Below are 12,104 nucleotides of genomic sequence, written 5' to 3'. Positions count from 1 at the left end.
GCCCGCTGGGGCGGCGGACGCGGCGGCTGCTAGGGCGCGAGCCGCCCCGCCCACCTCGCTGTCAGGCGGCCGGGCAGTCGACGGCGACGGCTCGGCGGGCGTGCGCGCCCCGGCCGAAGCGGGTCCGGAGCCGACGCCACGCGGTGCGCCCGCGCCGGGTCCCGGCCGGTACGACCGGCGCGTCCGGGAGGGCCGACAGCGCACCGGCCCTGGTCTGCCAGTCCTCGAACACGCCGCGGAACACCTGGTGTTGGTCCCCGAGCGGTATCGAGCGCCTCACTGTGGCCACGACGGCCTCCTTCACGTCCACTCACTCGTCGGTGATGCGAAGGTAGCGAGAAATGGCTCGCTGCTACCGTCCAATGGCATGCGGGAATCACAGACCAATCTGGCGGGCGATCTTCTGCTGCACCTGGGCCGGCCGGGTGACGGACCGCTGCACGAGCGCGTGAAGCGGGCGCTGCGCGCGGCGATCCGGGACGGGCGCGTCGAAGTCGGCACCGCCCTGCCGCCCAGCCGTCAGCTCGCCGCCGACCTCGGCTGTTCGCGCTGGGCGGTGACGGAGGCGTACAGCCAGCTCATCGCCGAGGGATATCTGGAGGCGCAGACCGGCTCCGCCACCCGGGTGCGCTGGACGAACGCCCCGGACGCCGGGTCGGGGCGCCGCGCGGCGCGTGAGACTCCCGAGGCGCGTTTCGACCTCGGCCCGGGGCTGCCGGACCTGCGCGCGTTTCCGCGCCGCCGGTGGGCCGAGGCCGTACGGGCACAGGTGACGACCATGGAGTTCACGGAGTTCGGTTACCCGCCGGCCGGCGGACACCCCCGCCTGAGGCCGCTGCTCGTCGAGTACCTGCGCCGGTCGCGCGGCGTCCTGGCGGCCCCGGACGACGTGACCGTGTGCACCAGCGTGACCGACGGCGTGCGACGCCTCTGCCATGCCCTGCGCGCCGAAGGCATCGACGCGGTCGGGTGCGAGGAACCGGGCTGGACCCGGCTGCGCGAGGTGATCCGCGCCGCCGGTATGGACCCGGTGCCCGTGCGCACGGACGGCGGGGGCCTGCGCGTCGACGACCTCGCCGGACACCCCGGCCTCCGGGCGGTGCTGACGAGCCCGGCGCACCAGTTCCCGCTGGGCACCGTGCTCGCCCCCGCGCGGCGCGCGGCCCTGCTGCGGTGGGCTCGCGAGGTGGACGGCGTCGTGCTGGAGGACGACTACGACGCGGAGTTCCGCTACGACCGTCGGCCGGTCGCGGCCCTTCAGGGCATGGACCCGTCGCGCGTCGTCCTGTTCAAGTCACTCAGCAAGATGCTGTCCCCGGCGCTCGGCATCGGGTGGATCGTGGCACCGCCCCGCTGGACCCGGCATCTGCACCGGTCCGACCAGACGGCGGCCCAGCCGTCGACCCTCGACCAGCTCGCCTTCGCCGCACTGCTGGAGTCGGGCGCCTACGACCGCCACCTGCGGGCCTCCCGCAAGCGCTACCGCGACCGCCGTGACGCCCTCGTGCGCGCCCTCGCCGACGAACTGCCGGGCGCACCGGTCTCCGGCATCGCCGCCGGCCTCCATCTCATCCTGCGGCTGCCCGCCGACGTGGACTCCGCCGCGGTGGTCGGGGCGGCGGCGGGCAGGTCGTTGCGCATCGCCGACCTCACCGCCTACCACGCCACCGAGGACCACGCCGAGCACGGCCTGGTCCTCGGGTACGGGAATCTCGCGGACGGAGCGGTGAACGAGGCCGTGCGGCGTCTGCGGGCGGCGATCGAGGAAGCCGGGTAGAGGCTCAGCCCTGGTCGAACTCCGGGATCAGTTCCCCCACCAGCCGCATACTCCGCATGACGCTCTCGTGCGCGAGGGCCCCCACCTGCTGGAAGCACATCAGCCGGTCGATGCCCAGGTCGGCGTAGCCGCGCAGCTTCTTGCGGACGGTCTCGGGGCTGCCGACGATCAGGGAGTCCTGTGCGGCGAGGGCGTTGTAGACCTCGTCGTCGGGGACCGTCTCGCCCTGCAGAATGCGCCCGATGACCAGCTGGGCCGGGCTCGGCCCGCCGGCCGCCGCCGCCTCCCGGCGCAGGAACTCCCCCGCGAGACCACCGCCGTTCGGGTCGGCGGCCAGCGCCCGCTCCCTCTCCATGGTCTCCATGAAGGCCCCGGCGGCCTCGAAGAAGGTGAGCGCGGTGGCCGTGTACCAGGCCGCGGCGGCCGCCGCGCCGCCCCGCATGGCCTCCTCGTCGGTCTCGGCGCAGTGCACGAAGGTGAAGAAGGCGACCTGGTCGTTGACGGTGGCGCCGACGGGCTCGCGGCACTGCGCGGCGGCGGCCCGGTAGAGCTCGACCAGCCGCGCCACCCGGTCCAGCGGCTCCCACAGGGTCGTCCCCAGCACCCCGACCCCGCGCCGCCCCGCCTCCTCGAAGGACGCCGGGCTCGACGCCGCCTGCCACAGCGGCGGATGCGGGTTCTGGTACGGCGCCGGCACGACGGGAACGCCGCCACTCACCGACGTGTCCCCGGTCCACATCTTCGGTACGGCCTCGAAGGCGTCCCGCGTCCGCTCCCGCACGGTCGCCGGGTCGGCGCCGAACAGTCGCCACTCGGGCGGGGTCGACCGGGTGAGCCCTATCTCGGCCCTCCCGCCGCTCAACTGGTCCAGCATCGCGGCGCGTTCGGCTATCCGGACGGGGTGGTTGATCTCGCGCGGCGCGAGCACGGCGGCGTGCCCGAGCCGTATGCGCGAGGTCCGCTGGGAGAGCGCGGCGAGCAGCAGCTCCGGCGCGGAGGAGAGGCTGAACTCCTCCGCACCGTGGTGCTCGACCTGCCACCAGCAGCCGTAGCCCAGCTCGTCGGCGAGCACCGCCTGTTCGATCGCCTGCTGGATACGGCGGTGTTGGTGGTCGCCGGCGGGCCAGGGGCGGGGGTTCTGTATCTCGCTGAAGATGTCGAGTTTCATCGCTGGGGGGCGGCCTTTCACGATTCGGAGTGCTGGATTCCGAATGTACTGGTTCAGCACCCGAAACGTGCTCGAACCGTTTTGCCGACTTCCGCGCGCAGGAACCAGTCGAGTTCGGCGGCGAGTTGGGCGACGACGAGGAGTCCACGGCCGCCTTCCTGGCCATCGGCGCCTGTGCCGACCTTCGGGAACGCCCGCACGGGGTCCGACACCTCGACGGTGAGGCCGCCGCCCTCCAGCACGGCCAGCCGCAACCAGAGTTCGTGGCCGGGGAGCCTGCCGTGCCGCGCGGCGTTGGCGACGAGCTCCGAGGTGACGAGTACGGCGTCGTCGATGTCGCCGGTCCAGTTCCACATGGTCAGCCGACGGCGGGTGTGGAGACGGGCGAGGCGGACGCTGCGGAGGGTCATGGGGTAGCCGAGGGACCAGTCTTGGGTGAGGAGGGTGGACATGGGCGGTCCTTCCTGGTGGGGGCTTCCCGATCAGCGTGTTCGTCCCACTTGCGCCGCCACAATCGAACATGCTCTGAAAATTCAGGAGTGGCAAAATTGGACTATGCCTGGATCCGCACAATCAGCTGCGCCAGCACCACGCGAGATGTCACACTCCGCACAGGAACACAAGCACAACGTGCTGAAGCACAAAGGCGGTGCACATGGCTGCGAAGCGCGGACGGACGGCGCAACGACTCGAACTTGGTCTACAACTGCGCCAGTTGCGTGAGAACTGTGATGCGGGACTGGGAATCGGGCTGACTCGTAAGCAGGCGGTCCAGGGCCTGCGGATCTCCGAGGCGTCGCTCCAGCGCATCGAGACCGGCTCGCTCAACTTCCGCAATGTCGGCGACCTGCGGAAGCTGTTGACCAAGTACGGCGTTACCGACGAAGAGGTCATCGAGTCCCTGATCAGCCTCAACCGCGAGTCCAGTCAGCAGGATTGGCTGACCCAGCACCGGGGACTGATGCCCGCGGGCATGCCGGGATTCGTCGGGCTGGAGCCGGTGGCCCAGTCCATGAAGGCGTACCACCCAGCGCTGGTTTACGGCTTGCTTCAGACCGAGCGATACGCACAGACTCTGCATGAGGTGCAGAAGCCGATCGAGGAGACCACGAGCGAAGTCATTCGCAGTAGCGTCGCGGTGCGGATGGAGCGCCAGGCGGTACTGACGCGAGATGACCCTGTCAGGCTGCACGTCATCCTCGGAGAGGCCGCCTTGCGATACCCGGTCGGAGGCGCCGATGTGATGCGCGAGCAGTACGCGAAGCTGGAAAAGCTGTCGACGTGGGATCACGTCACCATCCAGGTCCTACCGTTCCGCTGGAGCTACCGCGCCACTTACGACTTCGCCCTCCTCGACTTCGGCAACGCGTTCCCACCACGAGTCCAGATGGACAATGCCTGGGGTGCACTCTCCACCTCGGACAAACCCCGTGAAGTGGACCGCTTCATGCGCCGGTTCGAGGCCATGACAGCATCAGCGCTGCCTCCAGAGGACACCCCCGAATTCCTCCACCGACTGGAACGAGAGCTGTAGCCCGATGCCCACGATGCCTACCGCCCACGAACTCGCGCACGAGAACGCCTGGTTCAAGTCGTCCTACAGCGACGGCACTGGCAACAACTGCCTCGAAGCCGCCCGTCTCCCCGCGGAGGGCATCGCCATCCGCGACTCCAAGAACCCCACCGGCCCCGCCCTCGTACTGCCCCCCACGGCGTGGACCGCGTTCGTGGCCCACGCCGTGGGCGCCCGGCGCTGACGGGCGTGCCGGTCAGCCGATACGGGACGGTGCGAACCTCACGCCCGACTCGACTCGGCGCTTCGTGTCCTGCTCCGTCCCGCAGAACTCCGCCTCGATCACCGCCCCCGTCTCCCCCGACCAGTCGCCGTTGAAGTTGAAGGCCAGGGAACGACGGCCGTCCTTGGTCGTGACCGCCTCGGATATCGAGCCATGGATGCCGCCACCGTGGCCCCAGACGCTGACGCCACAGCTCAGCTCGGTCTTCATCAGGCCGAGGCCGTAGCCGGTGGCCCCGTTGACGGGCACGGTCGTGGTCATCTCCTTCAGTTGCTCGCGCGGGAGGAGCCTGCCGCGCAGGAGGGCCGTGTAGAAGCGGGTGAGGTCGGTCGAGTTGGAGATCATCTCGCCGGCCGCGTAGGCGAGGGACGGGTTGATCTTCGTGACGTCGTAGGTCGGGCCGGTCGCCGTCTCGGCCAGCTTGGAGTAGGCCCGGCTGCTCGGGCCCGGGACCGTCACGCGGGTGCCCGGGACGGAGGTGGCGGTCAGGTGCAGGGGCTTGATGACGCGCGCCCGGATCTCCTCGCCGTACGGGCGGCCCGTGGCCTTCTCGATCACCATTCCGGCGAGCACGAAGTTGGTGTTGGAGTAGTTCCACGACGTACCCGGCGCGAAGTCCGGCTCGTGGGTCATGGCGAGCGCGACCAGTTCCTCGGGCTTGTTCGTGTCGTAGCGGTGCTCGAAGAAGCCGTCCTTGAGGAAGTACGTCTCGCCGAAGCCCTCGTCCGCCGTGTAGTTGAAGATGCCGCTGGTGTGGTTGAGCAACTGACGCAGGGTGACCCGGCTCCCGTCGTGGCCGTTGCCCCGGACCAGCCCCGGCAGCCACTTCTCCACCGAGTCGTCCAGCGACAGCCTGCCCTCCGCCTCCAGCTGGAGCAGCACCGTGGCGACGAAGGTCTTGGTGATGCTGCCCACCCGGTAACGGTCGTCCGCCGAACGCGGCTTCCCCGTCCTGAGGTTGCCGACGCCCTCCGTCGCCGACCAGGTCCCGTGGCCGTCCTTCGCCGTCGCCGTCACGCCGGGGACACCGGCGTCGACCGCGGCCTCCATGGCCTTGCGGGTGGCGTCGTGACCGCCCGCTCCGGCAGGCGTCGCCGCCACAGCGGGGGCCACGAGGGCCACCGACAGCGCCACCGCCGTCGCGGCCACGAGGGCCGTGCGGATCGTACGTACGCTCATGTCTCTCCCCGTTCCGCACGCTCCGTCGAGCGTGATCGCCGGGAGAGACCGGCCGGCTGTCGCGAAGGTTGAAACGGGATGGGTCAGTTGAGCGCGATTCAGCCCTTTTTCAGCACCAGCTCCGTGTTGCGGTCCTTCCGGTCACCCGCCAGCTTCGTGCTCGCGCCCGGCGCGTTGAGGGACAGCTCGCGGTAGAGGGCGGCCAGGCCCGTCTGGGAGTGGTCGGTGAAGTTCGTGCGGTGCGGGGCCGAGGACTCGATCAGGGTGGTGAAGAGGGAGAGCGTGCCGTCGTTGTTGTCCACCACCTCGATGATCCGGGCGAGCTGGGGGAAGTCGACGTGGGAGGCGGTGGAGATCTCCCAGAAGGAGCGGCCCCCGGCGGCGGAGTGCGGGGTGATGACGTTCTTGTGGATGTGGCCGTTCACCCAGGCCAGGACGCCTCGGTGGCTCGCCAGCAGCTCGACGACCTCGGCGCCGCCCACGCGCCGCTCGCCCGGGCGGGCCGGGTCGCGGCGGAGGTTGCCCATCGTCTTGCTGGTGTGATGGCTGAAGACGATCGCGTACGAGTCCTTGTTCTCGCGCAGCGTCCGGTCCAGCCACTTGAACTGCGCCGCCCCGATGGACCCTTCGTAGTGGCCGCCCGGGTCGGTGGTGTCGAGGCTGATGCCGATGACGTCGTCGGCGATACGGAAGCTGTAGTACTGGGTGCCCGCGTCCAGGTTGGCCGTCGAGTAGCCGTGGCCGACCGGGCCGTGGCCGCGGTGCGCCGGGTTCAGGTGGGCCTGCAGATACTCCCTCGGCGTGAACGGGGCCCGGCTCTCGTCCGGGGTGACCGAGCGCGTCGAGCGGGCGTGGGCCTTGAGGAAGTCCTTGAAGACGGTGCCCCTCGGGTCCTTGTCCTGCTTGAGGGAGTCCTGGAGCTTCTTGGCGTCCGCCGCGGACACGCTCATGAGCTTCTTGCCGCCGACCGCGAGGTCGGTGAGGTAGGAGTCGGCGTGCGAGGCGTAGGTGCCGAGCGGCATCGCGTCGTGGTTGCCGACGGTGGAGTACCAGGGGATGTTCAGGCCGGGGCTGCGCAGTTCGCGGATCGCGGCGGCGAGGTAGCCCTCGATGTGCGGGAAGCCGAGCTGCTTGTCGGCGTCGCGGACGCTGTCGTCGGCCTGCCAGTACAGCTTGAGGCCGCTGTTCTGGACGCCCTCGTACTGCCGCGGGTCACCCGTGTTCGGGGTGACGCGGCCGCCGCTCATCACCGTCAGGAACCACTCCAGCTCGGACTTGGCGTTGTTGTCCGTGTTGTCGCCGGTGGTCATGGCGAAGTGGAGCGGGGCGCCGGTGACGGGGGCGCCCCGCAGCGCGTTGACACGCTCGACCAGCGCCACCGCGCCGGGCACGGTCAGCGCCTCCTGCGGCCGCCAGGCGTGCACGTCCGTCGAGCGCAGGTATTCGAGGCGGAGCGGGTGCTGGGCGTCGATCAGGTGCAGATCGGTGAGCTGGACGAAGGCGGCGAGCGCCGTACGCCGCTTCTCGCGCCCCGACCTGGCCGTGGCCAGGTTCTCGCGGACGACCCGCTTCCAGCCGGGCCCGTCGCCGAGCCGGCGGTAGCCGGAGCTGCCGGTGGGGGTGGCGACCGAGGCGACGGTGGTGCCCTTGGTGTACGGCGCGAGCGCGACCGGCACCCTGCGGGAGGCGCCGACGGGGGCCTCGGCGGCGGCGTTGCCCGCCCCGGCACCTGCCGCGTCCGCGGCGGGCGTGGTGGTGGCGGCCTCACTCTCGGTGGGCCGCAGGGCGTAGCCGACGCCCGCGGAGAGGGTCACCGCACCGGTGGCGGCGAGCAGGGTACGACGGTGGATCCCCAGCGCGGAGCTGGCGACAGAGCGTATGCGCGACATGGCGCGATCTCCCCGAGTGCGAACGCGTCGGCAGTGGTCGCGGGCGGTCGCCGAAGCGAACCTCCCGCTCACTGTGGATCGTTGGCAGTGGGGATGACCTGCGCATGAACATGACCGCAACGGGCAGCGCCGATCACCGTACGTGGATCTTGGACTACCTTCCGCGTCCACGGCCGCTCCTCGAACGGCCGGGACGCGGTCACTCCGTGTTCATCTTCCGGGGTAGTGAAGCTGTTTCCCGGCGTCTGAACCACGCCTGGGGCTGTTGCGAAAGCCCTAGACCCCGGCGGCTCCGATCCGCCCCGCCGCGGGCCGCTCACGCCACAGCGACAGCCCCTTGTCGACCATGGAGACCCGGGTCAGAGCCGTCACGGCGTCCATCTCGTGCCAAGCCGCCATGTCGGTGGAGCCGTTGGCCTCGTAGCGCAGGTCGCCGCCGGTGATCCGGGCCTCGTAGACGAGCCGTACGCCGTGGTGGTCGACGGGCCGGCCGAAGCGGCCGCTCGGGAACGTGTGATGGGCGGAGTCGATGCCGAGCAGCCCGGTCGGTTCGACGAGGTAGCCGGTCTCCTCCTCCACCTCCCGCACCACCGTGTCGTAGGGATCCTCACCGTGCTCCATGCCGCCACCCGGCAGCACCCACTCGAAGCCGCCGCCGGGCGCCGGGGAGCGCGCCAGGAGGAGCTGTCCGTCACGAACGCAAATGGCGTAGGCCGCCACCCTCAACTTCTTCCGCACATACGGACGTTAGACGGCCGGAAGGGCGGGGCGCAGGCAATTTTCCGGCTTGTGGGCGACTTGCCCCTTTCGGCCCGCTCACCCCAATTGCATAGCGGGTTTCCCCCATCCCTCCATATCGATTCGGTCAACTCTTCCCAAACATCCTTCCCTTGCGTAAGGCTGTGCGGTCGTCCGGGATCACATACCGGACGACCGATGCTCCTTTACCAACAAGGGATGCCGATGACCCTCAACCCCCAGCGCGAACCGAAGCCGGGTCCGAGACGCGCGGCCCGCATAGCCGTGGCCGCCGGTCTCGTCGCCGCGCTCTCCGCGGCCGGGCCGATACCCATGGCCATCGCCGCGGATCCCGCGCCCGCCGTGACGGACCCGAGCGTCAAGTCCGCGCACGACAAGCTCGGTTCGGGCGATGCCGATCTGCTCGCCGAGGCGAAGGCCGACGGCGAGAAGAACGTCACGATGATGATCGCGACCGCGCCCGGTCAGACCGAGAAGGTCGCCGAGCAGCTGGACGCGGTCGGCTCTGTGGGCCGCACGTACGACAAGCTCGGTTATGTCCGGGCCACCGTCCCCACCGGCAAGGCCGACTCGGCCATCGCCGCCGCCACGAAGCTCTCCTCGGTGCACGGCATCGACCTGCGCGAGGAGATACCCCTGGACGACCCCGCCGTCGACACGAAGAAGTCGACGGCCGCCGCGACCTCGTACGCGGCCCCGAACAAGAAGACCCCGGCCGAGAACCCGTACAACCCGTCCTTCGAGACGGGCGCCGTCGACTTCGTGGAGGACCACCCGAAGGCGGACGGCCGCGGCATCACCATCGGCATCCTCGACAGCGGTGTGGACCTCGGGCATCCCGCGCTCCAGAAGACCACCACCGGCGAGCGCAAGATCGTCGACTGGGTCACGGCCACCGACCCGATCGTCGACAACGACCGCACCTGGCGCCCGATGGTGACCTCCGTCTCCGGGCCCACGTTCACCTTCGGCGGCAAGACCTGGACGGCGCCCGCGGGTTCCTACCAGGTGAGCACCTTCCTGGAGTCGTACACCACGGGGGGCGACGCGGCGGGCGACGCCAACCGCGACGGCGACAAGACCGACTCCTGGGGCGTCCTCTACGACGCCGCGAACGGCACCGTCCGGGTCGACCTCAACAACAACTTCGACTTCGGTGACGACACCCCGATGAAGCCGTACAAGGACGGCTACCAGATCGGGTACTTCGGCACCGACGACCCGGCCACCGACGTCGTCGAGCGCCAGCCGTTCGTCGTGCAGATCCGCAAGGACGTGCCGATGGACCCGCTGGGCGGGGACTGGGTCGGGCAGAAGCGCGACTTCGTCAACATCGGCGTCATCGAGTCCGAGCACGGCACCCACGTCGCCGGCATCACCGCCGCGAACGGCCTGTTCGGCGGGAAGATGAACGGCGCGGCGCCGGGCGCGAAGCTCGTCGCGTCCCGCGCCTGCACCTGGACCGGCGGCTGCACCAACGTCGCGCTCACCGAGGGCATGATCGACCTCGTCGTCAACCGCGGCGTCGACATCGTCAACATGTCCATCGGCGGTCTCCCGGCGCTGAACGACGGCAACAACGCGCGCGCCGAGCTCTACACGCGCCTCATCGACACCTACGGCGTCCAGCTCGTCATCTCGGCGGGCAACTCCGGCCCCGGCGCCAACACCATCGGCGACCCGGCGCTGGCCGCCAAGGTCATCTCGGTCGGCGCGACCATCTCCAAGGAGACCTGGGCCGCCAACTACGGCTCGGCCGTGGAGAAGAAGTACGCGATGATGCCGTTCTCCTCGCGCGGCCCGCGTGAGGACGGTGGCTTCACCCCGACGCTCTCCGCGCCGGGTGCCGCGATCAACACCATCCAGACCTGGCTGCCGGGCGCCCCGGTCGCCGAGGCCGGCTACTCGCTCCCGGCCGGCTACGGCATGCTCCAGGGCACCTCGATGGCGTCCCCGCAGGCGGCGGGCGCGTCCGCGCTGCTGCTGAGCGCCGCCAAGGCCAAGGGCATCGACCTCACCCCGGCGAAGCTGCGCACCGCGCTGACCTCGACCGCCGACCACATCAAGGGTGTGCAGGCGTACGAGGAGGGGGCCGGCCTCATCAACATCGTGGACGCCTGGGACTCGATCCGTGACGGCGCCACCGCCCACGAATACACGGTGAAGGCGCCGGTCGACACCGCGATCGACCAGTTCCTGAAGACCCCGGGCTTCGGCACGGGCGTCTACGACCGCGAGGGCGGCCTGAAGGCCGGCCAGAAGAAGACGTACGACGTCACGATCACCCGTACGTCCGGCGCGGACAAGGCGATCCGGCACGAGCTGCACTTCGAGAACAACGCCGGGGACACCTTCCGGATCGTCGGCTCGGACGAGATCGGCCTCGGCCTGAACAAGCCGGTCACCGTCAAGGTCGCCGCCAAGCCGTCCTCGGCCGGCATCAAGAGCGCGATCCTGGAGGTCGACGACCCGCGCACCGAGGGCATCGACCAGCAGGTCCTCAACACGGTCGTGGTCTCCGAGCCGCTCAAGTACTCGTACTCCGCGGCCGGTTCGACGCAACGCAACAGCACCAAGTCGTACTTCGTGACCGTCCCCGAGGGCGCGAAGTCGCTGGAGATCGCGATCGACGGGCTGAAGGACAAGAGCCAGACCCGGTTCATCGCCATCCACCCGTACGGCACGCCGTCCGACAACACCGGCACGCCGTACTGCTACAACAACTACCTCGACGGCAACGGCTGCAAGCCGGACGTGCGTTCCTACGCCGACCCGCAGCCCGGCGTCTGGGAGATCGAGGTCGAGTCGCGCCGTACGTCGCCGCTGCTCGACAACCCGTACAAGCTCGACGTCACCGTCCTGGGCGCGGCCTTCGACCCGGAGACCGTGACCCTCCCCGAGGCCAAGGTCGGCACCCCGACCGCCGCCTCCTGGAAGGTGACGAACAAGTACGCCGCCCTCGACGGCAAGCTGGCCGGCGGCCCGCTCGGCTCCTCGAAGACGGCGCGTCCGACCATCGCCGAGGGCGACACGCAGACCACCACGGTCGACGTGCCCGAGGGCGCCACGTCCCTCGACGTCTCCATCGGCAACGTCTCCGACGCGGCCGCCGACCTCGACCTGGTCGTCTACGACGCGGCCGGCACCCAGGTCGGCAGCTCCGCCGACGGCGACTCGGAGGAGGCGGTCTCGATCGCCGAGCCCGCCGCCGGGAAGTACAGCATCGAGGTCGTCGGGTACTCGGTGCCGGCCGGCTCGACGGCCTTCGACTACCTGGACGTGTTCTACTCCTCGGCGCTCGGCACCGTCACGGTCGACGAGTCGACCCCGGTGAAGCTCGGCACGGGTGACTCGGCCACGGTCGCGGGCAGTGTCACCGCCGCGGCGGCCGCGCCCGAGGGACGTGAGTTCTTCGGCCAGGTCCGGCTGCTGAACACACGCGGCACGGCGGCGGGCGTGGGCAACGTGAAGATCGAGAAGGTCACGCCGTAGCGTCGCGGTACGGCAGTGGGGCGGGCGTCCGTGTGGGCGCCCGC

At 70.2% G+C, this 12,104-nt stretch carries 10 protein-coding genes; 4 read left to right on the top strand and 6 right to left on the bottom strand.

The features are described from left to right. Window positions 1-61: 61 nt before the first annotated feature. The gene (locus ACFU95_RS27855) at window positions 62-289 is read right to left on the bottom strand and encodes a hypothetical protein (RefSeq protein ID WP_383832548.1); all 228 of its coding nucleotides are present in this window, start codon (window positions 287-289) and stop codon (window positions 62-64) included. 78 nt (window positions 290-367) lie between these two features. Between ACFU95_RS27855 and ACFU95_RS27850 the strand changes: the two genes are divergently transcribed. Then, entirely contained in the window at window positions 368-1,777 is a 1,410-nt protein-coding gene (locus ACFU95_RS27850; RefSeq protein WP_383832546.1) for a PLP-dependent aminotransferase family protein, read from the top strand. Window positions 1,778-1,781: 4 nt separating this feature from the next. Here ACFU95_RS27850 and ACFU95_RS27845 read toward each other — a convergent pair whose 3' ends face one another. Both ACFU95_RS27845 and ACFU95_RS27840 read right to left on the bottom strand, forming a co-directional pair. Continuing rightward, a complete protein-coding gene (locus ACFU95_RS27845; RefSeq protein WP_383832545.1) occupies window positions 1,782-2,945 on the bottom strand; it encodes an LLM class flavin-dependent oxidoreductase in 1,164 nt (387 codons plus the stop codon). A 53-nt stretch (window positions 2,946-2,998) separates the two neighbouring features. Beyond that, a complete protein-coding gene (locus tag ACFU95_RS27840; RefSeq protein WP_383832543.1) occupies window positions 2,999-3,397 on the bottom strand; it encodes an ATP-binding protein in 399 nt (132 codons plus the stop codon). A 203-nt stretch (window positions 3,398-3,600) separates the two neighbouring features. Between ACFU95_RS27840 and ACFU95_RS27835 the strand changes: the two genes are divergently transcribed. Next, a complete protein-coding gene (locus ACFU95_RS27835) occupies window positions 3,601-4,479 on the top strand; it encodes a helix-turn-helix domain-containing protein (protein WP_383832541.1) in 879 nt (292 codons plus the stop codon). 4 nt (window positions 4,480-4,483) lie between these two features. After that, window positions 4,484-4,702 carry a DUF397 domain-containing protein gene (locus ACFU95_RS27830; RefSeq protein ID WP_383832539.1) on the top strand — a complete coding sequence of 73 codons (219 nt, stop codon included), beginning with the start codon at window positions 4,484-4,486 and terminating at the stop codon, window positions 4,700-4,702. Window positions 4,703-4,714: 12 nt separating this feature from the next. On the opposite strand, the gene ACFU95_RS27825 is transcribed toward ACFU95_RS27830, so the two are convergent. The 3 genes from ACFU95_RS27825 to ACFU95_RS27815 all read right to left on the bottom strand — a co-directional run bounded on the left by ACFU95_RS27825 (window position 4,715) and on the right by ACFU95_RS27815 (window position 8,547). Then, window positions 4,715-5,920, bottom strand: coding sequence for a serine hydrolase domain-containing protein (locus ACFU95_RS27825; protein WP_383832537.1), 1,206 nt, complete (start codon window positions 5,918-5,920; stop codon window positions 4,715-4,717). A gap of 98 nt (window positions 5,921-6,018) precedes the next feature. After that, on the bottom strand, window positions 6,019-7,809 hold the full coding sequence (locus ACFU95_RS27820) for a TIGR03767 family metallophosphoesterase (protein ID WP_383832535.1): 1,791 nt from the start codon (window positions 7,807-7,809) through the stop codon (window positions 6,019-6,021). Window positions 7,810-8,085: 276 nt separating this feature from the next. Beyond that, window positions 8,086-8,547, bottom strand: a complete 462-nt coding sequence (locus tag ACFU95_RS27815) for an NUDIX hydrolase (protein ID WP_383832533.1) — start codon at window positions 8,545-8,547, stop codon at window positions 8,086-8,088. 225 nt (window positions 8,548-8,772) lie between these two features. Between ACFU95_RS27815 and ACFU95_RS27810 the strand changes: the two genes are divergently transcribed. Then, the gene (locus ACFU95_RS27810; RefSeq protein ID WP_383832531.1) at window positions 8,773-12,060 is read left to right on the top strand and encodes a S8 family serine peptidase; all 3,288 of its coding nucleotides are present in this window, start codon (window positions 8,773-8,775) and stop codon (window positions 12,058-12,060) included. Window positions 12,061-12,104: the final 44 nt, after the last annotated feature.

Origin of the sequence: Streptomyces sp. NPDC057623 (assembly GCF_042800355.1) — a bacterium.
GTDB lineage: Bacteria > Actinomycetota > Actinomycetes > Streptomycetales > Streptomycetaceae > Streptomyces.
Note: the sequence above shows the minus strand (reverse complement) of the source record. Positions and strands in the feature narration are given on the sequence as shown.